This is a genomic window from Escherichia sp. E13S3 (assembly GCF_004212325.1).
GTDB lineage: Bacteria > Pseudomonadota > Gammaproteobacteria > Enterobacterales > Enterobacteriaceae > Escherichia.
In genome coordinates, this window is sequence record NZ_RHJR01000004.1 from 62,592 (window position 1) to 85,576 (window position 22,985).

The 22,985-nt window shown below is 48.1% G+C and carries 24 protein-coding genes and 1 riboswitch; of the genes, 6 read left to right on the forward strand and 18 right to left on the reverse strand.

Going from position 1 to position 22,985, the window contains the following annotated elements; all coding sequences use genetic code 11:
- The first annotated feature begins 138 nt into the window (after window positions 1-138).
- Window positions 139-1,038 carry a lipid kinase YegS gene (yegS, locus tag D9597_RS05645; RefSeq protein WP_130221841.1) on the forward strand — a complete coding sequence of 300 codons (900 nt, stop codon included), beginning with the start codon at window positions 139-141 and terminating at the stop codon, window positions 1,036-1,038.
- A gap of 81 nt (window positions 1,039-1,119) precedes the next feature.
- On the opposite strand, the gene D9597_RS05650 is transcribed toward yegS, so the two are convergent.
- From D9597_RS05650 to fbaB, 8 genes are all read right to left on the reverse strand, one after another.
- Window positions 1,120-1,893 carry a DeoR/GlpR family DNA-binding transcription regulator gene (locus D9597_RS05650; protein ID WP_205712905.1) on the reverse strand — a complete coding sequence of 258 codons (774 nt, stop codon included), beginning with the start codon at window positions 1,891-1,893 and terminating at the stop codon, window positions 1,120-1,122.
- Window positions 1,894-1,998: 105 nt separating this feature from the next.
- Window positions 1,999-3,039 carry a galactitol-1-phosphate 5-dehydrogenase gene (gatD, locus tag D9597_RS05655; RefSeq protein WP_130221843.1) on the reverse strand — a complete coding sequence of 347 codons (1,041 nt, stop codon included), beginning with the start codon at window positions 3,037-3,039 and terminating at the stop codon, window positions 1,999-2,001.
- A 48-nt stretch (window positions 3,040-3,087) separates the two neighbouring features.
- A complete protein-coding gene (locus D9597_RS05660; protein ID WP_130219344.1) occupies window positions 3,088-4,443 on the reverse strand; it encodes a PTS galactitol transporter subunit IIC in 1,356 nt (451 codons plus the stop codon).
- 3 nt (window positions 4,444-4,446) lie between these two features.
- The gene (gene gatB / locus D9597_RS05665; protein ID WP_033805236.1) at window positions 4,447-4,731 is read right to left on the reverse strand and encodes a PTS galactitol transporter subunit IIB; all 285 of its coding nucleotides are present in this window, start codon (window positions 4,729-4,731) and stop codon (window positions 4,447-4,449) included.
- A 30-nt stretch (window positions 4,732-4,761) separates the two neighbouring features.
- Window positions 4,762-5,214, reverse strand: coding sequence for a PTS galactitol transporter subunit IIA (gene gatA / locus D9597_RS05670; protein WP_130221844.1), 453 nt, complete (start codon window positions 5,212-5,214; stop codon window positions 4,762-4,764).
- 9 nt (window positions 5,215-5,223) lie between these two features.
- On the reverse strand, window positions 5,224-6,486 hold the full coding sequence (gatZ, locus tag D9597_RS05675) for a tagatose-bisphosphate aldolase subunit GatZ (RefSeq protein ID WP_130221845.1): 1,263 nt from the start codon (window positions 6,484-6,486) through the stop codon (window positions 5,224-5,226).
- 28 nt (window positions 6,487-6,514) lie between these two features.
- Window positions 6,515-7,369, reverse strand: a complete 855-nt coding sequence (gene gatY, locus D9597_RS05680) for a tagatose-bisphosphate aldolase subunit GatY (RefSeq protein WP_130222026.1) — start codon at window positions 7,367-7,369, stop codon at window positions 6,515-6,517.
- A 321-nt stretch (window positions 7,370-7,690) separates the two neighbouring features.
- The gene (gene fbaB, locus D9597_RS05685; protein WP_000129551.1) at window positions 7,691-8,743 is read right to left on the reverse strand and encodes a class I fructose-bisphosphate aldolase; all 1,053 of its coding nucleotides are present in this window, start codon (window positions 8,741-8,743) and stop codon (window positions 7,691-7,693) included.
- A gap of 256 nt (window positions 8,744-8,999) precedes the next feature.
- Here fbaB and D9597_RS05690 point away from each other — a divergent pair, with 256 nt between their 5' ends.
- From D9597_RS05690 to D9597_RS05700, 3 genes are read left to right on the forward strand one after another with little or no spacing between them, the layout of a single operon-like run.
- The gene (locus tag D9597_RS05690) at window positions 9,000-10,277 is read left to right on the forward strand and encodes a nucleoside permease (RefSeq protein WP_130206976.1); all 1,278 of its coding nucleotides are present in this window, start codon (window positions 9,000-9,002) and stop codon (window positions 10,275-10,277) included.
- A complete protein-coding gene (locus D9597_RS05695) occupies window positions 10,274-11,278 on the forward strand; it encodes an ADP-ribosylglycohydrolase family protein (RefSeq protein ID WP_130221846.1) in 1,005 nt (334 codons plus the stop codon). The genes D9597_RS05690 and D9597_RS05695 overlap by 4 nt, the downstream gene beginning before the upstream one ends.
- Window positions 11,275-12,240 (forward strand): carbohydrate kinase family protein, encoded by a 966-nt coding sequence (locus D9597_RS05700; RefSeq protein WP_130221847.1) that lies wholly within the window; start codon window positions 11,275-11,277, stop codon window positions 12,238-12,240. The genes D9597_RS05695 and D9597_RS05700 overlap by 4 nt, the downstream gene beginning before the upstream one ends.
- Here D9597_RS05700 and D9597_RS05705 read toward each other — a convergent pair.
- The 5 genes from D9597_RS05705 to rcnR all read right to left on the reverse strand — a co-directional run bounded on the left by D9597_RS05705 (window position 12,214) and on the right by rcnR (window position 15,975).
- Window positions 12,214-12,960 (reverse strand): GntR family transcriptional regulator, encoded by a 747-nt coding sequence (locus D9597_RS05705; RefSeq protein ID WP_000434032.1) that lies wholly within the window; start codon window positions 12,958-12,960, stop codon window positions 12,214-12,216. The genes D9597_RS05700 and D9597_RS05705 overlap by 27 nt on opposite strands.
- Window positions 12,961-13,011: 51 nt before the next feature.
- Window positions 13,012-13,830 (reverse strand): glycoside hydrolase family 25 protein, encoded by an 819-nt coding sequence (locus tag D9597_RS05710; protein WP_130221848.1) that lies wholly within the window; start codon window positions 13,828-13,830, stop codon window positions 13,012-13,014.
- Window positions 13,831-13,894: 64 nt separating this feature from the next.
- Window positions 13,895-14,695 carry a bifunctional hydroxymethylpyrimidine kinase/phosphomethylpyrimidine kinase gene (thiD, locus tag D9597_RS05715; RefSeq protein ID WP_130221849.1) on the reverse strand — a complete coding sequence of 267 codons (801 nt, stop codon included), beginning with the start codon at window positions 14,693-14,695 and terminating at the stop codon, window positions 13,895-13,897.
- Window positions 14,692-15,480, reverse strand: coding sequence for a hydroxyethylthiazole kinase (gene thiM, locus D9597_RS05720; RefSeq protein ID WP_130221850.1), 789 nt, complete (start codon window positions 15,478-15,480; stop codon window positions 14,692-14,694). The genes thiD and thiM overlap by 4 nt, the downstream gene beginning before the upstream one ends.
- 34 nt (window positions 15,481-15,514) lie before the next feature.
- A riboswitch (TPP riboswitch) is annotated at window positions 15,515-15,611 on the reverse strand.
- 91 nt (window positions 15,612-15,702) lie between these two features.
- Complete coding sequence (gene rcnR / locus D9597_RS05725) at window positions 15,703-15,975, reverse strand: Ni(II)/Co(II)-binding transcriptional repressor RcnR (RefSeq protein WP_000019944.1); 273 nt, start codon at window positions 15,973-15,975, stop codon at window positions 15,703-15,705.
- A gap of 120 nt (window positions 15,976-16,095) precedes the next feature.
- On the opposite strand from rcnR, the gene D9597_RS05730 reads away from it, so the two are divergent.
- Window positions 16,096-16,917 (forward strand): nickel/cobalt efflux protein RcnA, encoded by an 822-nt coding sequence (locus D9597_RS05730; protein ID WP_130221851.1) that lies wholly within the window; start codon window positions 16,096-16,098, stop codon window positions 16,915-16,917.
- A 217-nt stretch (window positions 16,918-17,134) separates the two neighbouring features.
- The gene (rcnB, locus tag D9597_RS05735) at window positions 17,135-17,473 is read left to right on the forward strand and encodes a Ni(II)/Co(II) efflux transporter accessory subunit RcnB (protein WP_000153060.1); all 339 of its coding nucleotides are present in this window, start codon (window positions 17,135-17,137) and stop codon (window positions 17,471-17,473) included.
- 81 nt (window positions 17,474-17,554) lie between these two features.
- On the opposite strand, the gene D9597_RS05740 is transcribed toward rcnB, so the two are convergent.
- From D9597_RS05740 to D9597_RS05760, 5 genes are all read right to left on the reverse strand, one after another.
- On the reverse strand, window positions 17,555-18,589 hold the full coding sequence (locus D9597_RS05740) for a fimbrial protein (RefSeq protein WP_130222027.1): 1,035 nt from the start codon (window positions 18,587-18,589) through the stop codon (window positions 17,555-17,557).
- A gap of 10 nt (window positions 18,590-18,599) precedes the next feature.
- A complete protein-coding gene (locus D9597_RS05745) occupies window positions 18,600-21,080 on the reverse strand; it encodes a fimbrial biogenesis outer membrane usher protein (RefSeq protein WP_130221852.1) in 2,481 nt (826 codons plus the stop codon).
- Window positions 21,081-21,095: 15 nt separating this feature from the next.
- On the reverse strand, window positions 21,096-21,770 hold the full coding sequence (locus tag D9597_RS05750) for a fimbria/pilus periplasmic chaperone (RefSeq protein ID WP_130217188.1): 675 nt from the start codon (window positions 21,768-21,770) through the stop codon (window positions 21,096-21,098).
- An 87-nt stretch (window positions 21,771-21,857) separates the two neighbouring features.
- On the reverse strand, window positions 21,858-22,400 hold the full coding sequence (locus tag D9597_RS05755; protein WP_130217186.1) for a fimbrial protein: 543 nt from the start codon (window positions 22,398-22,400) through the stop codon (window positions 21,858-21,860).
- A 281-nt stretch (window positions 22,401-22,681) separates the two neighbouring features.
- Window positions 22,682-22,963 (reverse strand): DUF2574 family protein, encoded by a 282-nt coding sequence (locus D9597_RS05760; protein ID WP_130217184.1) that lies wholly within the window; start codon window positions 22,961-22,963, stop codon window positions 22,682-22,684.
- Window positions 22,964-22,985: the final 22 nt, after the last annotated feature.

A 22,985-nucleotide genomic window follows, 5' to 3' on the forward strand; every position in this document is an offset into this window, starting at 1 on the left:
CAGGAACCACCTCCTTAGCCTGTGTAATCTCCCTTACGCAGGCTTATTTTTTTGCACCACGACTTTCATCCTGTTCTGACTCCACCTTCTCTTTTCTGCTCTACACTTTCTAAAGATCAATAATAAAGGCATACGACGATGGCCGATTTTCCCGCCAGTTTGCTGATTCTTAACGGCAAAAGTGCTGACAATGAAACATTGCGCGAGGCGATTATGCTGTTGCGTGAGGAAGGAATAACGATCCATGTACGGGTCACCTGGGAGAAAGGTGATGCCGCGCGTTTTGTGACTGAAGCGTGCCAACTTGGCGTCGCGACGGTGATAGCAGGCGGTGGCGATGGCACCATTAATGAAGTCTCCACGGCGTTGATTCAGTGTGAAGGCGATGACATTCCTGCTTTGGGGATTTTGCCGCTAGGTACAGCGAATGATTTCGCCACCAGCGTGGGGATCCCTGATGCGCTGGATAAGGCGTTGAAACTGGCGATTGCTGGTAACGCTATTGCAATTGATATGGCGCAGGTTAACAGGCACACCTGTTTTATCAATATGGCAACGGGCGGGTTTGGTACGCGCATCACCACCGAAACACCGGAAAAATTAAAAGCCGCGCTGGGGGGAGTCTCTTACATCATTCATGGCTTAATGCGCATGGATACATTGCAACCGGACCGTTGTGAAATCCGCGGTGAAAACTTTCACTGGCAAGGTGACGCCCTGGTCATTGGTATTGGCAACGGACGTCAGGCCGGTGGCGGTCAGCAGTTGTGCCCAAATGCGCTGATTAATGATGGCTTGTTGCAGTTGCGTATTTTCACCGGAGATGAAATTCTTCCGGCCCTCGTATCCACATTAAAATCTGACGAAGATAACCCGAATATTATCGAAGGCGCTTCGGCGTGGTTCGATATACAAGCACCACACGAAATCACTTTTAATCTTGATGGCGAACCGTTGAGTGGACAAAACTTTCATATTGAAATACTTCCGGCGGCGCTGCGTTGTCGTTTACCACCGGATTGTCCGTTATTGCGTTAATCAAATTATTCTCTCTTGAATCAGGGAAAATCAGTTATGCCGGATGCGGTGTAAACACCTTATCCGGCCTACAGAACAATACTACACCGTAATTAATTTCACCCGAGTCTTCTGCAATGCCAGTTTATCGACCTCTGATACGGCATCATCGGTAATAATAATATCGATTTTTTCGATTGGCAGTACCTGATTAAATCCACGACGGTTAAATTTTGTTGAGTCGAGAACTGCGATAACTTTATTCGCCGCTGTCACCATAGCACCGCTAACGGAATAACCTTCATTAAAGGTCGTAATACCATTAACCGCATCAATCCCATCAGCACCCACAAACATTAAATCGGCATTAATATCCTGCAGGGAACGTTCAGCAATAGATCCATGCATAGATCGCGTTTTATGGCGCACCGTACCACCACAAACCACCAAAGTGATGTCTTTATTTTCAGAAAGGGCAAATGCAGCAGGAAGGCTATTGGTGATCACCGTGATATTTTTAGCAGTCATTAACCCTTCAGCGATAAGCATTGTCGTACTTCCGCTATCGAGGATAACCGTCATGCCTTCGTGGATCATTTTTACTGCCGCCTGCGCAATTCTGTTTTTCGGTGCGCTGGCTAACTGAAATCGCTCTTTAAACCCGACTTCCTGCGCCTCGGTTTCACTATTACCGGACATTATTTTTGCCGCACCGCCATGAAAGCGCGTGACCACACCTTTTTGTTCGAGAAAGCGCAAATCGGCTCGAATTGTCGCTTCCGATGCAGCAAATATTCCCGCCAGATCCTGAACAAGCACGGTTCCCTGTTCATTCACTAATTGGATGATCTTATTCCTTCGCTCGAATGAATTCATCGTCATTTACCCATATTCAATTGTGACTAGTGTAAACGAAGGGGGACCATTGGTGAATGATCTGTTTTGCACAATACCGGGCCAGCATCACGCTGGCCCACGGTTTCAGGGAATGAGCAACACTTTACCCAGCATGGTATTGCGAGCAATGTCACGCACCGCCTGGGCGAAGCTTTCAAAGCTTCCACGGTGAGCGATTAATGGCTCCAGGCTTAACTTACGTTCTGTCAGCAACCGGCTCGCCGTTTCCCACTCCTGCCCAGGCCACGGGCTGGAGTAGTTCATCCAACTGCCGATAACCGTCAGCTCTTTACGCAATATTTTGCCAAATGTCGCTGATGTTAAATGCAGATCCTGATGTAACGTTCCCACCAGTGCCAGTTGTGCGTGAGGCCCGGCGATTTCCACCCCCAGTTCGACGGTTTGCGGTACGCCTGCTGTCTCGAGGATAAGCTGGTTGAAGCGCAGTTCGCGTAAAACGCTCTGCATTTGCGCCGCGCTCATTTCGCTACTGTTAAATGTTTGCATAGCGCCGAAGGATTTTGCCAGTGCCAGTTTTTCTGGGCTAATGTCGATAGCCGTCACACTCTTTGCCCCCAGCGCGACAGCGCACTGAATGGCCAGCAGGCCAATGGTTCCGGCACCAATAATAATAACGTTTTTATTCTCGCAACCTTGCGCTAAATGGAAAGCATGCAGACCAACGGTAATCGGTTCAATAAAAGCACCATCCTCAATAGGCATATCCGCGGGTAGTGGAAAAACATTTTTTCGCTTAACGACAATATATTCGGAAAATCCGCCATCACGTCGCGAACCAATAAAATCATATTTCGCACACTGGGAATAAAACCCTTTCAGACACTCCGGGCAATTAAAACAGGGTAATAACGGCACACAGGCAACTGCATCGCCAGGTTGTAAATCATCAACACCGGTTCCCACCGCATCAATATAGCCACTAAATTCATGGCCTAACGTTATTGGATAATAATGTGCACCATTTTTAAAAATTCTGGGCAAATCGGAACCACATACCCCCGAGCTGGCAATTTTTACCCGCACCTCATCCTGATGATTAATTTCAGGAATAAGTTTTTCTACAACGCGCACGATACCATCAGTATCATTCACCACTGATTTCATAAAAACTCCTGAGTTGTTAAGGGGGATATTCTCCCCCTCAGGTAAAAATTATTCTGCGATAGCGGCTTTCTCTTGTTTGGTAAAGCCGCGCGCTCTACGCCAGGTCATGAAAATACCGGTGAGATAAATGGCGCCGATAATAATGAAACCGGGAATATTTTGCGGGGAGAAAACCTGAATCAATAACCAGGTAATGGGAGAACCGCCCTGATCCATCGAAGCCACCATACCTCCGGCTTTTAATGCGCCCGCATTGGCAGCCAGTTGAGTGTGCAGACCAATAGTTTGCGTCGCAATCCACAGGGTGATGCTCATGATGATGACGCCCGAGATTAAGGTGCGGAACAGGTTTCCACGATGCACGGCGACTGCCATCGCCACAAAGAAGCCAATAGTTGCAAGATCGCCAAACGGCAGCACCTGATTACCTGGGACACAAACAGCAATCAAAATGGTGAGCGGGATAAAAATCAGGCTTGCCGATACTACCGCCGTATGCCCCAGCAGCAATGCCGGATCAAGGCCAATCAGGAACTCCTGACCGCCGAACTTCGCCTGCAAACGGCTGCGAGCCTGCTTCGCAATAGGTGTTAAGCCATCCATGATGGGTTTAATCACCCGTGGCATCAGCAGCATGACTGCCGCCGTTTTTACCGCCAGTTGCAATACACCTTTGACATCGTAACCCGCGAGTATGCCGATAATCAGCCCCATCACAAAACCCACGGTGACAGGTTCGCCAAAAGGACCAAATTTGCGCTGAATATCGTCGGCGCTAAATTTAATTCGGTTAACGCCAGGGATTTTCTCGATAATGGCATCCACCAGTACCGCGATGGGTCCCAGATACGCCGACGTACCGTGTGGAATAGCAATGCCTTCCAGCTCAAAGAAATCACGGGTATCGCGGGCAAACCAGTCGCCGAGCTTATAAACAAACGCCGCGTGAATTACCACACCCGCCATCCCTATCATCCATGAACCGGTTGCCAGATGCAGCAACGCGCCGGTGAAGGTCATATGCCAGATATTCCAGATATCAACATTCACCACCCGCGTCATACGGGTCAGTAGCATTGCCACGTTAACCAGAATCGCAATCGGAATCGCCACCAGCGCGATTTGCGACGCCCAGGTCATTGGAGATGATCCCGGCCAGCCGACATCGACCACATGCAGATTCAGGTCGAAATTTTCCGCCATCGCTTTCGCCGCCGGGCCAATGGAATCCAGCATTAAGCCAATCACCAGGCCAATGCCCACAAAGCCAATCCCGATATGCAGACCCGCTTTAAAGCAATCGCCTGCCTTCATGCCTAATATTTTAGAAAAAATAATGATGACAATCGGCAGCATCACCGTAGGGCCGAGGTCGAGAATATAACGCATGACTTCTGAAAACATAGGTCACCCCTGTAAGATAGTCAGAATTTTATTTTGTAATGCTTCGATACCGACACCAGAAATAAAAGGCATGCCGTGAACTAACGGAATATCGCCAAAACTACGATCCACTTTGGCAGTGGTGCATATCAAATGCACGCCATCCATATAAGTTTCTATTTCATTAACCCGACACTGGATTAATTCAACAGGAATATTATGACTCTGACACAACTCTTTAATTTCTTCCGCCGCCATCGTAGAGGTCGCAACCGCGCCTCCGCAAGCGACAATAATCTTGCGTTTCATAAATAGTCCTTTTTATTGTTACAGAGGGATTTATTCGTCTGAATCTAAAACATACTTTGTGAAGTATTCCTTTAACTGGGTTTCAGGAAGAGTGATTAGTGTCTCGACAATATCGGGCTGTTGTAACTTGCCAAATAAACAGCGTAAAAGTTTCAATTGCTGCTGCGGATTTTCCACAATCAACGCAATAACCAACGATACCGCCACGTCGTTATCATCATCCGCTTGCTGAAAATGAACTTTATTTGTTGGCCTTAACAGATAAATGGCTGACGACTTAGCATGAATCGCCTCACAATGCGGTATTGCAATGGCGTGCTGCTCAAGCATTATCCCGGTGGGAAATTCCGCCTCTCTGGCAATTAATGCCTGCGGCCAGGAGTCATGAACTACACCTTGCGCGACCATTTCATTGCCGATATGGGTCAGTGCCTCACTGCGATCGGCAAAAGAAATCCCGCTACGAACAAAGAGCTTTGTCATATGCCGTCCTTATTCCGCACAGCCGTAGCAATAGGCACGCAAAACATCATAAATTTTATCCATAATCAGCTGATGCGGTATTGCTGATAATTCCCCGGACTGAATGCGTTCAAATTGCTTAGGAAGATACTGACTAATCATGCCCAGTGGGATGTCCACACCTTCCAGATTCGCCATCATCGTTTCGACGCTATGTTTAATCCGGTTATGCGGCCAGTAATAACGAATACGATCCGAAAGACTATAACGAATATCCAATAATGAATCGTTAAAACCCGTACGATAATATTTCTTCCAGTACTGCGGTTCGTCGAACATCACTTCTTCAATTACCTCCAGGCAACCGCTGCGATTTTCGGGGGAGATAAGTTCCTTTTCAATTTGCGCCAGCGAAAATATCGCCTCGCGTAAAGCAAAGGTTAATGCCGGGCCGACTTTCAATATGGCAAAGTGATCGCGCACTAATTCCCGATAAGCCGTCCGGGTCTGATAATCGGTAGAATGTGCTTCATAAACCATTTTGGTGTTGATTATCCATTCAGCCAGCGCCTGCGCTTCTTGCGGCTGATAATGGATAATATTGCTGTGATCAAATTCCACGCCTGGCTGCACCACAATGGCAATCACGCGTGTTAACGCCTCAGCCAGACCACGGGCAATAAAGGCCTTTTGATGCGTACGTAAAGTATTGGCGGCATCTTCAACCTGGGTGATGTGTACTGACTGAATGGCGCTGGCCTCACCGCCCGGAACCGGAACTTCGGTACCAATGACATAGCTCAGTTGCTCACGCTGGCAATCTGTCGCCACACTTTCCGCAGCAAAGCAAAGCACAGCAGCTCGTTCCGCAACCGTTTCTGGCGCTAACGGTATGGGATCCCCCGCGCAGGACATTGACGCATCAAGGTGAATTTTACTGAATCCCGCACGAACATATGCCTTTACCAGCTCGACGGATTTTTCCATCGCCGCATCCGCATTTTCTTGCTGCCAGCAGTTCGGCCCCAGATGGTCGCCGCCGAGAATAATACGCTCACGTGCAAATCCGACTTTATCGGCAATCGCAAAAACAAATTCGCGAAAGTCCGCCGGTGTCATTCCGGTATAACCGCCAAATTGATTGACCTGGTTTGACGTTGCTTCAATCAGCACTTTGCGCGTGCTGTTGCGATCAAATGCCAGCGCCGCTTCGATAACCAACGGATGTGCAGAACAGACTGAACATATGCCGATATGTTCACCAGTTTTATGCCGGGCAATTAACGTTTTCATGTTTTTTCCTTGTTAAATGGCAGGTGCGTTATGCCCTGCCCTCGCAGCCACAATCGGCAATCACTTTGCTCACCACATCGCGCATTGCAGATTTAGCCGACTGCAAATAATCCCGGGGATCGGTCGCTTCGGGGTGCTCGGTCAGGTAATTTTTTAACGCCTGCGAGAAGGCATTTTTCAGCTCCGTTGCAACGTTGATTTTGCATATCCCCAGTTTGATGGTTTGCCGAATATCCTTAGTCGATAATCCTGACGCGCCATGCAGCACCAGCGGTAAGTTCACCCACTGGCGAATGTTCTCCAGTCGAGAAAAATCCAGCGCCGGTGCGCTGGCGTACATACCGTGAGCCGTGCCGATGGCAACCGCCAGGGAATCAATCCCGGTTACCTCGGCAAATTCCCGTGCCTGAACGGGGTTGGTGTACAACGCATCAGCTTCATTGACTTGCACATCATCTTCCTGGCCGCCCAGCTGCCCCAGCTCCGCTTCGACGCTGACATCAAAGCGATGGCAAAAATCCACCACTTCTTTGACCCGTGAAATATTTTGCGCATAAGGCAGATGCGAGGCGTCAATCATCACCGAGCGCACGCCGGAGCGGACTTTCTGAGCTATATCTTCAAAATTAGTGTGATGGTCGAGGTGAATCGCCAATGGATGGTGATATTGCTTCGCCATCGCGCTGACCAGCGCCAACAGATTTTCTGTACCGGCATGAGTAAATGTACCGGGCGTTCCAGCGATAATGACCGGTGCCTGCAGGTTGGCAGCGGTTTCCACCACTACTTGCATCGTTTCGAGATTGTGAATATTGAATGCAGGAACCGCGTAACCGCCGCGCTGCGCGTTGTTTAGCATCTGCTTTGTCGATACCACGTACATTTTCATATCCTATCGTTTATTTTCGATTTCAAAACATAATGAAATTATTTGTTTTTAAATGTCGAGATAACGATCACAAAAACGACAATATGAAAACCAATACAGGAATGAAGGCAAAAAAAACGGCCTCCCGGGGGGGAAGCCGTAACAAAGTGCGCGTGTTTTTATGCCGGATGCGGCGTAAACGCCTTATCCGGCCTACGGGGCAGTGCTGTGTGTAGGCATGATAAGACGCTTCAGCGTCGCATCAGGCACAGGTTGCCGGATGCGGCGTAAACGCCTTATCCGTCCTACGGGGCAGTGCTGTTCGTATGAAGCGTATCAGGCGATAGTAATTTTGCTATCGAGATAAACGTCCTGCACGGCGTTAATCAGTTTCACGCCGTCAGCCATTGATTTCTTAAACGCTTTACGGCCGAGAATCAGCCCCATTCCGCCAGCGCGTTTGTTGATGACCGCAGTACGCACCGCATCACTAAGGTCAGTTTCACCGCCCGCAGCGCCGCCGGAGTTAATCAACCCTGCGCGCCCCATATAGCAGTTAGCTAACTGATAACGCACCAGATCAATCGGGTTTTCGCTGGTCAGTTTGCTGTACACGCGATCGTCGGTGTAACCGTAATTAATCGCTTTATAGCCGCCGTTATTTTCCGCCATTTTTTGTTTGACGATATCTGCACCGATGGTCGCCGCCAGATGGTTCGCCTGGCCGGTCAGGTCGGCGGAAACATGGTAATCAACGCCATCTTTCTTAAAGGCAGAGTTACGCAAATAGGCCCACAGCACTGTCACCATGCCCAGCTCGTGCGCACGTTCAAAAGCCGCAGAAATTTCTTCAATCTGGCGACGTGACTCTTCCGAGCCAAAATAGATGGTCGCGCCAACCGCCACCGCGCCCATATTGAACGCCTGCTCTACGCTGGCATACAGCGTTTGATCGTAGGTGTTCGGGTAACTTAGCGTCTCGTTGTGATTAAGTTTGACGAGGAATGGAATGCGGTGCGCGTAACGCCGCGACACCGACGCCAGCACGCCGTAAGTTGACGCCACACAGTTGCAGCCCGCTTCGATCGCCAGTTCCACAATGTTCTTCGGGTCAAAGTAGAGCGGGTTAGCGGCAAATGAAGCTCCGGCAGAGTGCTCGACGCCCTGGTCAACCGGCAGAATAGAAAGATATCCTGTGCCAGCCAGACGCCCGGTGTTGTACAACGTCTGCATATTACGTAACACCGCTGGCGGACGATTATTGTCAATCATCACGCGGTCTACGTAATCATGTCCGGGGAGATAAAGCTGGTCAGAAGGAATAGTCATACAACGGTGCTGTAAAAGGTTGTCGGCGTCTTTGCCAAGCAACTGCGCAATATCTGTCATTACTATGCTCCCGTAAATTCCGATTGGATATCGGCTATGGATTGTCCTGGCCCACCTTTTGCGGGCAATCATAATCCTGGTCGTTACGGACGAGTTTTTCCATCTTTCGGCTGTTTTTTCAGCGTTTTCTGTTGGCACGATTCATCAGAAAAAGTGTTACAGCGGTCAAGTTTTCACCGCAAAGGTATTTAAAAGGTATTGTTAAGTGGTATTGTCAGCGCGTACCTTACATTACCTGTCATGAAGGAATTAAAAGATGAAAACAACAGCAAAGCTGTCGTTCATGATGTTTGTTGAATGGTTTATCTGGGGCGCGTGGTTTGTGCCATTGTGGCTGTGGCTAAGTAAAAGCGGTTTCAGTGCCGGAGAAATTGGCTGGTCCTATGCATGTACCGCCATTGCGGCGATACTGTCACCGATTCTGGTTGGCTCCATCACTGACCGCTTTTTCTCGGCGCAGAAAGTGCTGGCGGTATTGATGTTCGCCGGTGCGGTGCTGATGTATTTCGCCGCGCAACAGACCACCTTTGCCGGGTTCTTCCCGTTACTGCTGGCCTACTCACTGACCTATATGCCGACCATTGCGCTGACTAACAGCATCGCGTTTGCTAACGTGCCGGATGTGGAGCGTGATTTTCCGCGCATTCGCGTACTGGGGACTATAGGCTGGATTGCCTCTGGCCTGGTCTGCGGATTCCTGCCTCAGATGCTGGGATATGACGATATCTCACCGACCAATATTCCGCTGTTAATTACCGCAGGAAGCTCCGCATTGCTCGGTGCGTTTGCCTTATTCCTGCCAGACACTCCGCCAAAAAGCACCGGCAAAATGGACATTAAAGTCATGCTCGGCCTGGATGCGCTGATCCTGCTGCGCGATAAAAATTTCCTCGTCTTTTTCTTCTGTTCATTCCTGTTTGCGATGCCACTGGCGTTCTATTACATCTTTGCCAACGGTTATCTGACTGAAGTCGGCATGAAAAACGCCACCGGCTGGATGACGCTCGGCCAGTTCTCTGAAATCTTCTTTATGCTGGCATTGCCGTTTTTCACCAAACGCTTTGGTATCAAAAAGGTATTATTGCTTGGTCTGGTCACCGCTGCGATCCGTTATGGCTTCTTTATTTACGGTAGTGCGGATGAATATTTTACCTACGCGTTACTGTTCCTCGGCATTTTGCTGCACGGCGTAAGTTACGATTTTTACTACGTTACCGCCTACATCTATGTCGATAAAAAAGCCCCCGTGCATATGCGTACCGCCGCGCAGGGGCTGATCACGCTCTGCTGCCAGGGCTTCGGCAGTTTGCTCGGTTATCGTCTTGGCGGCGTGATGATGGAGAAGATGTTTGCTTATCAGGAACCGGTAAACGGGCTGACCTTCAACTGGGCCGGGATGTGGACTTTTGGCGCGGTGATGATTGCCATTATCGCCGTGCTGTTCATGATTTTTTTCCGCGAATCCGACAGCGAAATTACGGCTATCAAGGTCGATGATCGCGATATTGCGTTGACACAAGGGGAAGTTAAATGAAAACAGAACGTATTCTCGGTGCTCTTTACGGGCAGGCGTTAGGGGATGCGATGGGGATGCCCTCCGAGCTTTGGCCACGCAGCCGCGTTAAAGCACACTTTGGCTGGATTGACCGTTTTCTGCCTGGACCAAAGGAGAATAACGCGGCCTGTTATTTTAACCGCGCCGAATTCACCGACGATACCTCAATGGCGCTGTGTCTGGCGGATGCGTTGCTGGAACGTGAAGGCAAGATCGATCCGAATCTGATTGGGCGTAATATTCTCGACTGGGCGCTGCGTTTCGACGCCTTCAACAAAAACGTGCTAGGTCCGACCTCGAAGATTGCGCTTAACGCCATTCGCGACGGTAAACCCGTGGCTGAACTGGAAAACAACGGCGTGACTAACGGTGCGGCGATGCGCGTCTCACCATTGGGGTGTTTACTTCCGGCGCGTGATGTTGATTCCTTTATTGATGATGTGGCGCTGGCGTCCAGCCCGACCCATAAATCCGATCTGGCGGTTGCAGGTGCGGTAGTCATCGCGTGGGCAATTTCTCGTGCCATTGACGGAGAAAGCTGGTCAACGATTGTTGATTCCCTGCCTTCAATTGCGCGACATGCACAGCAAAAACGCATCACCACGTTCAGCGCCTCACTGGCGGCGCGGCTGGAGATTGCACTGAAAATTGTGCGCAATGCAGACGGCACCGAATCCGCCAGCGAACAGCTTTATCAGGTCGTTGGCGCAGGCACCAGCACCATTGAGTCCGTGCCGTGCGCCATTGCGCTGGTTGAGCTGGCACAAACCGATCCGAACCGTTGCGCCGTCCTGTGTGCCAATCTTGGCGGCGACACAGACACCATCGGCGCCATGGCAACGGCAATTTGCGGCGCGTTGCATGGCGTTAACGCTATCGATCCTGCGTTAAAGGCGGAACTGGATGCGGTAAATCAGCTTGATTTCAACCGCTATGCCACAGCGCTGGCGAAATATCGCCAACAACGGGAGGCGGTATGAGCGGCGCTCGATTACACACGCTGCTGCCTGAATTAACCACGCGTCAGCCGGTGATGGTCGTCGGCGCGGCGGTCATTGATGTGATCGCCGACGCTTACGCTCTGCCCTGGCGTGGGTGCGATATCGAACTGAAACAGCAGAGCGTTAACGTTGGCGGCTGCGCACTGAATATTGCCGTGGCGTTAAAGCGCCTCGGCATCGAAGCGGGTAATGCCCTGCCGCTCGGTCAGGGCGTGTGGGCGGAGATTATTCGCAACCGGATGGCGAAAGAGGGGTTAATCAGCCTGATCGATAACGCCGAAGGCGATAACGGATGGTGTCTGGCGCTGGTTGAGCCGGATGGTGAACGCACGTTTATGTCGTTCAGTGGTGTGGAAAATCAGTGGAATCGCCAATGGCTGGCGCGATTAACCGTTGCGCCTGGCAGCCTGCTCTATTTTTCCGGTTATCAACTGGCCTCGCCCTGCGGCGAATTGTTAGTGGAATGGCTGGAAGGGCTGAAAAACGTGACGCCGTTTATCGATTTTGGCCCACGTATTGGCGATATCCCGGATGCATTACTTGCGCGGATCATGGCCTGTCGACCTGTCGTGTCACTCAATCGTCAAGAGGCTGAGATTGCCGCCGAACGTTTTGCTTTATCCGCAGAGATAACAACGCTTGGCAAGCAATGGCAGGAGAAATTTGCCGCGTCGTTGATCGTTCGTCTCGATAAAGAAGGTGCCTGGTATTTCAGCGACAACACGTCAGGCTGCGCTCCCGCATTTCCAACGCAAGTTGTAGACACCATTGGTGCGGGCGACAGTCATGCAGGTGGCGTACTTGCCGGGCTGGCCTCTGGTCTGCCACTGGCGGATGCCGTATTACTGGGCAATGCAGTGGCATCGTGGGTTGTCGGGCATCGCGGCGGTGATTGTGCGCCAACGCGCGAGGAACTACTCCTCGCACACAAAAACGTATAGATCGCTGCGACAGTGGCTGATGCTGTACTCAATAGGCCGTTGCTGTTGGTCAAGCGCCACTTGCTTGATCACCAGCACCGGTATTTTGCTATCTAACTGAATATGTGACTGAAACTCAGCATCCGGCATTCGGGCGCTAACGCGGGAACGCGTACGTTGTGGGTAAATGTGCTGGCTGCGGAAATAGTCATAAAGAGAAATTCCGATGGCATCAACATCATGAATTAAATGCGCCGGAACCCACGATTCCTCAATGGATACCGCGTCTTCATCGACATAGCGAATACGCTTAAGCAAAAAGACATCACTGCCCGCTTCGACCGCCAGTTGCTGCGCCACCTCTTCAGGGCATTTAACCACTCGCTTGTTAACCCACAGCGTATCGGGCTTTTTCCCGCGCAACACCACCTGTTGAGAAAATCCTCGCGCTTCTTTCAACGAGTATTCAAAGATGTTGTTGATCTGCGTGCCGTAGCCACGCGAACGTGTCACCACGCCCTCTTCTTCCAGCGCCTGCATCGCCTTGCGCACCGTAATACGCGAAACGCCGGTTAACTGACTTAAATCACGCTCGCCGGGTAAAATATTGCCATGTTCCAGCACCCCGCTGCGCACGGCATTTTTTACCGTTTCGGCAAACTTAATATAAAGCGGCGTGTTGTCCGCCGCTAAAATACGCTCATTCAGTTGAGCGATAAGCTGGGTATGCGCTTGTTCCATTTGTCTTTTTCCTGCCGGGGAGTCTGGTAGGAGTATATCACTGCTGGTTATTTAAGGCGTTTCTTTAATGCCATCAACGAAAGCCTGCAACTCCTCCGCCTTGCCATTAAACACATTAAAATCCACCGGACCATTAATGCCATCTACCTGTCCACGGTCGGAATGCTGCCAGAAGCGCCAGGCCATGCCGTCATTGTCCGGACGACGTTGATAATAGTGCGCCACCCACCACGGATACTCATTGAAATACCCCGCCAGATTCGTGTGATAAAACACGGCTCCGGAGTAAATAATCGGCTTTTTTCCCGTGCTTTTTTCGACCATTTTTAGCCACTGACTTACCCGTTTGCGTAATTCTTTTGCCGATAATTTTCCTCGCTCTTCTACGTCCAGCACGGCAGGGAAATCGCCGTGGGCAAAATCCACTGTTTGCAGAAATAATCTGGCCTGAACTGAAGCGGATACCGACGGAGAAAAATAGTGATACGCCCCGCGCAGCAGGCCATTTTCGCGGCTTAGTTGCCAGTTACGCGAAAAATACGGGTCCACCAGCTTTTCGCCTTCCGTCGCCTTGATAAAGGCAAATTGCAAGCGAATACCGTTGTCGCGCATTTTTGCTACACGCTGCCAGTCGATCCGCTCCTGCCAGCGTGAAACATCAATACCATGAATGGTGTAATTGGCAGGGATACGAATAGCAAAAGATTTGACCGGGCGATAACCATAAAAGTGGATGTAGTCTTTAATCTGAATTGCTGTCGAATAGAAAAAATTCACCGTCTGACGGGGATGAATCGCAACGATGGAAATTAGCCCCAGAGCGCATATCAAAGCGGTGAAATTTTTTCGACTGCCGATTCTTAGCTGCATTGGTTTCATCCCTGAATGTCAGCGCCAAAGACTGACAATAACCAAAGCAGCTATACTACGGTGCTCACCACCAGGCGTGAAAGTGGTGAACCGGACCAATCCCGTGGCCAACTTCCAGCGTGTCTGTCTGCGCTAACGCCGCAGAAAGCCAGCTTTTTGCCTCCTGTACGGTGTCAGCCCAGTTTGTATGGCGCGGGCGTAGTGCAGCCAGCGCCGCTGAGAGCGTACAACCAGTGCCGTGGGTGTTTTTGGTCATAATGCGCGGTGCAGTAAATCGTTGTTCTCCCTCACGAGTAAACAGCCAGTCCGGGCTTTGCTCATCATCCAGATGACCGCCTTTCATCAGCACTGCGCCACAGCCCATCGCCAATAATTCACGTCCCTGTTCCAGCATTTCCTGTTCGTTACGCGCGTGTGGCGCGTCGAGCAAGGCAGCAGCTTCGGGCAAGTTTGGCGTTATTAATGAAACCTGTGGCAATAATCGACCGCGCAGCGTGGCAACCGCCGAAGGTGAAAGCAGTGGATCGCCACTTTTTGCCAGCATAACGGTGTCGAGTACCACGTTTTGGATCTGATAACGTTGCAACCGTTCTGCCACCGCTTCAACAATATCGGTTTCCGCCAACATACCGATTTTAGTGGTGTCGATTCGCACATCGCTGAACACCGAATCGAGCTGGGCGGCGACAAAATCAGGCTCAATGCGATACACCGACTGTACGCCACGGGTGTTTTGCGCCACCAGTGCAGTAATAACTGAGCAACCATAAGCGCCAAGTGCCGAGAAGGTTTTAAGATCGGCCTGAATCCCCGCACCACCACTCGGATCAGTACCGGCAATCGTCAGAGCGTTAATTCGTTTCATGCCTGCACCTCCTGCGTCAGCTGCCAGAGCGCATCAAGGAAATGTGGAACAAAACTGCCTGGCCCCTCGCTTCTGGCGACGGCGCGTTCTCCGGCTTGTTTCATCCAGTGACAGGCAGATGCGGCATTTCCCAGCGTATCGCCTGGTAACGCACTACAGGCAGCGACAACCGCCGATAATGCACAGCCAGTTCCTACCACTTTGGTCATTAACGGATCGCCGCCGTGAATGCCAACGGTGCGACGACCATCGGTAACATAATCTACCTCGCCAGTGACCACGACGACTGCGCCAGTTTCCCGTGCCAGTATTTGTGCAGCAGGTATCGCGTTAGCTGCGGCGTCAGTGGTATCCACACCACGTCCACCATTAGCAATGCCAGCTAATGCCATGATTTCCGAAGCATTACCACGTATCGCTGTCGGTTTAAAAGATAAAAGTTCCAGACAAAAACGGCGGCGATAATCGAGTGCACCAACCGCAACCGGATCAAGCGTCCAGGGCGTTTGTGATCGTGTTGCCTGCTCAACGGCAGCACGCATCGCCTGCGCACGTGGCTGCGTCAGTGTGCCTACGTTAATCAACAAGGCACTGGCGATAGCCGCAAACTGACTGGCCTCTTCGGCTTCGATAACCATCGCTGGCGATGCACCGAGCGCCAGTAAGGTATTGGCAGTAAAGGTTTGCACCACATCATTGGTCATGCAGTGCACAAGGGGAGAGTGTTGGTGAAAGAGGTGTAACGCGTGCGCAGATTGCGCCGGACTCAGCAGGTCGACTTGCATAGTTTGCTCCTGCCATAACGTGAAGAAGCAATGACCTGATGGTCTGTGACTTCCCTACGCTGGCATTATCCAGATCAGGTGATACGGGTATTTCTCAGCCTTCACGCAGAAGGGCACCCCGAGTCGTTTGGTTGCGATGATAAATCGCAGAGGAGGATGGTAATGTCCAGCGCACGCGTTGTAAACGAGGAAAAACCGCAGTTTTACAATCGCGTTAATAAATTATTTGATATAAGAATCCAGCACTTTCAGAACGACATCCAGATCTTCTTCACGCTTTAATTCATCGCCCTGATGAACAATGTGTTCCGTCAGATGGCCTTTAATCACTTCTCGCATCAAGCCGTTTACCGCACCACGGATAGCGGCAATCTGTTGTAGAACAGCAGCACATTCGTGCGGCTCGTCGAGCATTTTCTTGAGCGCAACAACCTGTCCCTGAATCTTACTGGCACGCGCTTTCAGTTTCTGTTTATCACGGATGGTATGAGACATGGCAACACCTGGTTAACAAGATCATGGAAAATCATAGCACTATTAATCTACTGGGGGGTAGTATCATGTACTGGGGGGGAGTAGAATCAGGCCGCCGACTTAATACTAAGAATTATTATCATGACCGAATTTACAACTCTTCTTCAGCAAGGAAACGCCTGGTTTTTCATCCCCAGCGCCATCTTACTTGGTGCACTACATGGTCTGGAGCCAGGACACTCAAAAACGATGATGGCGGCGTTTATCATCGCCATTAAAGGCACCATTAAACAGGCGGTGATGCTTGGACTGGCGGCAACCATTTCGCATACGGCAGTAGTCTGGTTGATTGCTTTTGGTGGGATGGTGATCAGCAAACGCTTTACTGCACAGTCAGCGGAGCCGTGGCTTCAGTTGATTTCCGCGGTGATCATTATTGGCACCGCGTTCTGGATGTTCTGGCGCACCTGGCGAGGTGAACAAAACTGGCTGGAGAATATGCATGAGCACCACCATCATGACCATCATCACGACCACAACCACGAGCATGATCATCATCACGAACATGACCAGAGCGACGAGTATCAGGATGCTCATGCGCTGGCCCATGCCAGTGACATTAAACGACGCTTTGATGGTAGAGAGGTCACCAACTGGCAAATTTTGCTGTTTGGCTTAACCGGCGGGCTTATCCCCTGCCCTGCGGCAATAACAGTGTTGTTGATTTGCATTCAGTTGAAAGCCCTCACATTGGGTGCAACTCTGGTCGTCAGTTTCAGCATCGGCCTGGCATTAACGCTGGTCACCGTAGGCGTTGGCGCAGCAATCAGCGTTCAGCAGGTTGCAAAACGCTGGAGCGGATTTAACACTCTCGCTAAACGCGCCCCCTATTTTTCCAGTCTGTTAATTGGCTTAGTCGGGTTGTATATGGGAGTGCATGGCTTTATGGGTATTATGAGATAAAACAATCATCTGGGCTTCGTTATCCCTTTAGCCCAGGATGATTCTTAAATCAGCTTATTCCGCTCACTTCTCGCTCAATGAGGATGCTTTTGCTGCATCCTTTCATTTACACTTTTTACGAAATCATGGGATCACTAACAAAATATCGCTTGTCGGTTATATTGTATGGCAGGAAAGATATGCGACTGATTTTACTGATCCCCAAAGTGGAGAGTATATGACCATAAAAAATAAGATGTTGCTGGGTGCGCTTTTGCTGGTAACCAGCGCAGCATGGGCCGCACCAGCCACCGCGGGTTCGACCAATGCCTCGGGAATTTCGAAGTATGAGTTAAGCAGTTTCATTGCTGACTTCAAGCATTTCAAACCAGGTGACACCGTACCAGAAATGTACCGTACCGATGAATACAACATTAAGCAGTGGCAGTTGCGTAACTTGCCCGCACCTGACGCCGGAACCCACTGGACCTATATGGGCGGTGCATATGTGCTGATCAATGATACCGACGGAAAAATCATTAAAGCCTACGACGGTGAGATTTTTTATCATCGCTAAAAAAAGCCCCCTCGGAGAGAGGGGGAAATGCAGACACCTTATTATTTTTTATTATTAGCCACTTGCTCGTCTTACTTGTTATTAGTCGTATTTCACGTTGATTAATGCGGTTGCCTGTAGTGCGCCAGATTTTACTTTATTTTTATCATAAACATAGTAACTGGCCAGGACAGGTATATTAATAATATTACTATTTAAAGAAGCCCCGGGTTTATCTGTTTTCCATAATGATGTCGCCGCGCCCTGATCGCCGCTAGCAGAAATTTTGATGGCTGCTTCAGTCCCTTTGGGTGGTTCTTTTAGATCCAACACAAATCCTACACCATTATCTATGTTGCCGCGCAAAATTGTATTGCTTCCTGTAACTAAGTCACTACTGGAAAGATATACGACCATATTCCGCGATGCTTGTTTTGTGTCGCCGAAAAGATTATCACATTTCAACGTAATTATTCCTTCCTTACTATTCGCCGTAATCTTTCCCTGACTTCTGAGTTGGGACAAGGCAATATCATCTACTTTTATTATTGTGTTTTCAGGCTTACAGGTCGTATTTTTAGGATAATAGGAAATACTTAATCCAAGCGTAAATGTATCCCCCGCCAGTTTACTGGTGAGATAACTTACACACCAGTTAATCTTCAATGTCTTACAAATGCTCAACCAAAAGTCAATGGATGAAGATGACTCACCGCCAATATTTGCAATCACAGTATCTGAAAGAAACCAGGTAGGTTTTCTTTCTCCAGTAAAATCAGGTGTGCCTTTAGATATTTTAACCACATAGGGTAATACTGCCTGTGCATTGCTGGATTTCCCAATCGTGTCACTGGTTTTACCTAAAGACTCTATTTTAACCTTTAACTTTTCGCCATTACCAAAAGGCCCGACTTCAACCCAATCACTTTGGATATTTTTATAGACTATTTTATCCGTGCTCGTATCACAAGATATCCCAGTAAACACAACACTTTTACTAAAGGAAACCTCATTCGCTAAAATCTCCCCCACATTAATACTATCAGTAATATTTAATGATGCAGTGGTACGACATCCAGCCCAGGTAAAATTAGCCCATAAAATAAAAATTAGTAACATTCCATTTCTGAAAATCATATTCCACCTCTCACCGACAGATATAATTTTTACTTTCATCAATCTCTTTATCGAAGGTGATTGTGCATGAAAGCCCTTGTTGCTTATCAATTGCCACATTAACCGCTGGCGGTACTTCATTGGTGCGAATAAATAACTGGCTTCCCTGGCCGACAACGCCAATATTATGACCATGGATATCATTGACTTCATAACCAAACGTTAATGGTTGCCCATCCGCTCTTGACGCTTTTATAAACCAGGGCTTGCGCTGATCGGTATCAAAATCAACCAGTACAACCGCGCCGCGATAAGGTGCGGCAATTTTCCGGTTACCGCGCAATTCTGCTTCGCTATCGCTTTGCGACACATCCAGCATCAGGTGATTTTCCCGATAAGGTGTCATTCCGTCGTATACCACCACTCCATTACGGTTTGTTGTGCGATATTTTTGCCCATTGACATAAGCATCTTTAATTCCTGGCGCATTCATCACAGCAAACGTTTCGGAAAGACGGTTCGCCAGATTAACGCCACCCGACCAGGCGACGATGCCCCCTGAAACACTGGCTCCAGCCTGTCGATAAGTACTCGACTGACTATAGCTGCCATTCACTGTTGCCACCGGCGCGTTCCAGGTTAAATTCGTTCCAGCTGTCGTTTCATTTCCCTGATGTTGATGACTCAGGTTGACACCATAATTGAACTGATCCCGACTCCCTACTGTTCCTGATAATCCCGTATTATTTGAGGCAAAACCCTGATCATCAAACGTCGTTGAGTTAGACATATATATTTGCCGACGAGGCGTCGTAACGTCATCACCCCAATCAAAGGGAATTGATATAAAAATATTAAAACGTTTCTCTTCATGATGATTCTCGTCATACGCCTGACTTGCCGCGAGGGTATAGCTTATCCGTTGCCAGTTATTGGAATAACTCAGTTGATAATCTTTACTACTGCCACTGCGCCCCCAGTAATCACGCCATAAAGTACTTAATGACACAGATCCCCAGCCTTCTGGCAATGACTGACTCATATTGGCGGAAAAGCTATTTTTGCGACCAAAATCATTCTGGTAATAATCGGCAATGTCATAGACATCGTTTTTATCACGACGATAATTATCTTTATTATTTGCCCACACATAATCGTTAAACGTGCGGTAATCACGCGACGAATAACGCCAGGCCGCCAGACCAAAACGTGTCGATGTTTGGCTCAAAAATTTGTTATAAGCAATTTGATAACTTTGCCCGTCAAACACATCACCATTGTCTTGCTTACTGTGCGATTTAGTTGCATCGACTGAAATTGCGCCAATGCGCGTGTTCCAACCTGTTCCGAGGGTAAACGCGTAGTAATTATTAGCAACCATCGTGCCGCCATACAGCGTCAATAAGTTATTAAAACCATACTGATAACCTGCCTGGACAAAATCACTTTGCTTGCTCGCACCTTCAATATGACTACGGCCCGCTGCAAAATCATATTTTGATACGCCAGGTTGCAACATATTAGGTACTGCCGCATAAGGCACCAGATATGTAGTAACTGATCCATCGGCTTCCTTAACACTCACATCAAGATCCGCACCTCCTCCCGCTAACTGCAAATCACTAATCGAAAACGGGCCTGGTGGAACCTCTTTCTGATAAACGACAAAACCGTTCTGTTCAATAGTTACCAACGCGTTACTCTGAGCAATCCCCTGTACCCGTGGGGTAAAATTTTGCTTCGAGTTTGGCAACATCTGCATATCACGAAATAACCGAACCCCGCTGAAGCGAACGGAATCAAATATATCGGCTGACGTGTACATATCACCAATACGCAGCGTACCGAGAATTTGAGAAAATCCACGCTCCAGATACAGTGTGTTGCTTTTCCACTCCCCTGGATTATTATCCGTTTTGCTAAAACTGGCGTCAGAATGCAGCTGCCATCCCAGCAAATTTAGCCCACTGTTAAAACGCACATAGGTACTCTTACTATTACCCGAGGCTTTATAGTCACTGTAATACTGACTTACATAATAAGACGTATAAAACGCATTAATTCCCCGTTCCCAGTTTTCTGGCGGAACGTAACCATTTTCCAGTTCTTCGACCCAGGCCTGTGGGACAGCAAGATCCAAACGAAAAATTCCAATATCCCAGGCGTAGCTTCCACCCTGTACAAGTTGCTCAAATGTTAAGCATTGTTTGTCGCGTGCCAAATTATCGCTATTTATACCTAACCGCTTTACAATTTCACGCGTCAGGCAAGTTTCATCTGGGTTATCTTTGACGATAATCTCATATTTTCCACGCCATTGCTTATTGACATAAATATCAATGTCGTACTGGCCGGGTAAAGGCTGATTATCATCAAGACGCAAATTTGTTACTTGCTCACCTTTCATTCCGCCCATCATAAAATGGGTGTCAAATGTTTCTTCTGTTGCATGTGCTTCAATGCCGAGCAATAACGCAACTATTGCTGATGCAAGCGGGGTCATTCTCAACATAGGAAGCTCCTGCAATTAAATTTTGTCACTAATATAGTTGCCGTGATCATCGATAATGGTCAGTTGCCAGCCATCCGTATTATTATTTTTTACACTGACATTCTGACTTTCTAGTGGTGCAATCATGATAGTTTCATAATTCACTTTGACGTTATTAGCCTTAACGTCAGAAATCGTTACCCAATTTGGCGAGTCATTTTTTATGACTACGTTATTACCGCTACGACTCACCCGCAATTTTTTAAAGGTCGTTTTATTTACTGGGGCAACACCTGCAGGTCGGTAAAACAACTTGATTCTGTTTTGCATGGCAAATTTTAACGCATTCTTTCCTTCATCTTCTGGGCTATTCGGTGGAATATCCAGAACGTTTAGATAGAAAATACTCTCCTTATTAACAGGTAATTTATTAGGCATGATTTTAATTTTTATTTGTTGCCCAGAATTGGCCGCTACTTTCACTACTGGTGGCGTTAACATGAAAGGAACCTGAATCTTTTCTGGCGGCAGAGACGTGTCACCATCATCAATCCATACCTGCACCAGCGAAGAGCGGTTTCCCTGATTCATCAGTTGTACCATGACTTCTTTCTGCTCTGCCGGGTAAATGATACGTGTCCCGAAAATAACCATTCCGGCATGCACAGGAAATATCATAGAAGAGATGAGTAAAGATAATAATCCTTTCATCTTAATGCCTCTTATATTTATGCTGACCGCCATGAATATGGCGGCCATTTTAAGTTGCTGAAAAAACAAGGTGATTATTTTAAATGTTTAATCCTGGGCAACACGCATAACCAATGAAGAGTTAACAGTACCAGATGCAACACCACTGTCAGTCAACTTCAGATATTTTGCCTTAAACGGTATGGCATATTGTCCGTCAGCAGTTTTATAACTTTCAATATTAAACGGTGCGGAAATATCCAGTACGTCACTGCTATCCCCTAAATAGAGATAGTATCCAACTGTGTCATTACTACTGGATATTGCCTTATCATTACCAAGAATTTTCTCGTTGGTGATCAATGAAAGTTTTACGCCATCAATAGTCTTCGGACAAGTAATTTTCAGCATACTGCTGGTTACACCAACCGCATCATCATAAGTTGAATATTTCGCTTTACCATCAAATACAGTGGTTGGTACAGTCGGCATATTAATACTGACTGAATCACCACCAGCAACAAATGTACATGGAGATTCAGCAATATTTCCTTTAATGGTTAAAGTTCCGGTGTCGACGTCTTCAGCAAATACACCAGCACTCATAAATACAGAGGACAAGACAGCGGCAGCAATAATTGAACGTTTCATAATGTGTTCCTTAATAGGTTTATTTTGTTTTGTTAAGAGTCTGTATCTCTTGGAAACAAATTTCTCACACCAAAAAGGTTGCTTCAATGTAAACATATTGTTTTATTGATTTAAAACAAATTAACTAATACAATATAATCACAACAAATAACTCCATATAACAAACATATTTGAAACTGATTGATTACCGAAAATAACATTTATTAAATAAATAAAAAAGCCAAAATCATTCACGAGAATGATTTTGGCTTTCTAAATATGCTTAAAACGGTGTTGCCAAATTAATCGTAACGATTTAACACGATTTTACGTTTGTCATTATTACCCACAGCAACCACTTCTGTCGTAACGCCTTTTGCAGTAGAAGAAGCGCGATAGTTGGTTTCAACTCGTTGTAACAACCGCCCACAACGTTGCTGAAGATGATTATTAACAACATCCATACTGCATGTAGGGGAACTAATCCTGCCATTGATGGTTAATGTTGCAGTATCAGAAGAGAACGCGGGTGATGCTAGTCCATAAGCAAGAAAAAAAACTCCTGACAACCAATACTTATTCATTGAACGTTATCCCTGTAGTAAA

Bases quoted from the DNA above. Each gene is read 5' to 3' on its own strand.
- D9597_RS05750 (WP_130217188.1), bottom strand. From the start codon at position 21,770: ATGAAAGGATTATTATCTTTACTCATCTCTTCTATGATATTTCCTGTG.
- rcnR (WP_000019944.1), bottom strand. From the start codon at position 15,975: ATGTCTCATACCATCCGTGATAAACAGAAACTGAAAGCGCGTGCCAGT.
- D9597_RS05755 (WP_130217186.1), bottom strand. From the start codon at position 22,400: ATGAAACGTTCAATTATTGCTGCCGCTGTCTTGTCCTCTGTATTTATG.
- D9597_RS05695 (WP_130221846.1), top strand. From the start codon at position 10,274: ATGAAAACAGAACGTATTCTCGGTGCTCTTTACGGGCAGGCGTTAGGG.
- D9597_RS05740 (WP_130222027.1), bottom strand. From the start codon at position 18,589: ATGATTTTCAGAAATGGAATGTTACTAATTTTTATTTTATGGGCTAAT.
- D9597_RS05710 (WP_130221848.1), bottom strand. From the start codon at position 13,830: ATGCAGCTAAGAATCGGCAGTCGAAAAAATTTCACCGCTTTGATATGC.
- gatZ (WP_130221845.1), bottom strand. From the start codon at position 6,486: ATGAAAACGTTAATTGCCCGGCATAAAACTGGTGAACATATCGGCATA.
- thiD (WP_130221849.1), bottom strand. From the start codon at position 14,695: ATGAAACGAATTAACGCTCTGACGATTGCCGGTACTGATCCGAGTGGT.
- rcnB (WP_000153060.1), top strand. From the start codon at position 17,135: ATGACCATAAAAAATAAGATGTTGCTGGGTGCGCTTTTGCTGGTAACC.
- gatD (WP_130221843.1), bottom strand. From the start codon at position 3,039: ATGAAATCAGTGGTGAATGATACTGATGGTATCGTGCGCGTTGTAGAA.
- thiM (WP_130221850.1), bottom strand. From the start codon at position 15,480: ATGCAAGTCGACCTGCTGAGTCCGGCGCAATCTGCGCACGCGTTACAC.
- D9597_RS05690 (WP_130206976.1), top strand. From the start codon at position 9,000: ATGAAAACAACAGCAAAGCTGTCGTTCATGATGTTTGTTGAATGGTTT.
- D9597_RS05660 (WP_130219344.1), bottom strand. From the start codon at position 4,443: ATGTTTTCAGAAGTCATGCGTTATATTCTCGACCTCGGCCCTACGGTG.
- D9597_RS05760 (WP_130217184.1), bottom strand. From the start codon at position 22,963: ATGAATAAGTATTGGTTGTCAGGAGTTTTTTTTCTTGCTTATGGACTA.
- fbaB (WP_000129551.1), bottom strand. From the start codon at position 8,743: ATGACAGATATTGCGCAGTTGCTTGGCAAAGACGCCGACAACCTTTTA.
- gatY (WP_130222026.1), bottom strand. From the start codon at position 7,369: ATGTACGTGGTATCGACAAAGCAGATGCTAAACAACGCGCAGCGCGGC.
- D9597_RS05730 (WP_130221851.1), top strand. From the start codon at position 16,096: ATGACCGAATTTACAACTCTTCTTCAGCAAGGAAACGCCTGGTTTTTC.
- D9597_RS05705 (WP_000434032.1), bottom strand. From the start codon at position 12,960: ATGGAACAAGCGCATACCCAGCTTATCGCTCAACTGAATGAGCGTATT.
- gatB (WP_033805236.1), bottom strand. From the start codon at position 4,731: ATGAAACGCAAGATTATTGTCGCTTGCGGAGGCGCGGTTGCGACCTCT.
- D9597_RS05745 (WP_130221852.1), bottom strand. From the start codon at position 21,080: ATGTTGAGAATGACCCCGCTTGCATCAGCAATAGTTGCGTTATTGCTC.
- gatA (WP_130221844.1), bottom strand. From the start codon at position 5,214: ATGACAAAGCTCTTTGTTCGTAGCGGGATTTCTTTTGCCGATCGCAGT.
- D9597_RS05700 (WP_130221847.1), top strand. From the start codon at position 11,275: ATGAGCGGCGCTCGATTACACACGCTGCTGCCTGAATTAACCACGCGT.
- D9597_RS05650 (WP_205712905.1), bottom strand. From the start codon at position 1,893: ATGAATTCATTCGAGCGAAGGAATAAGATCATCCAATTAGTGAATGAA.
- yegS (WP_130221841.1), top strand. From the start codon at position 139: ATGGCCGATTTTCCCGCCAGTTTGCTGATTCTTAACGGCAAAAGTGCT.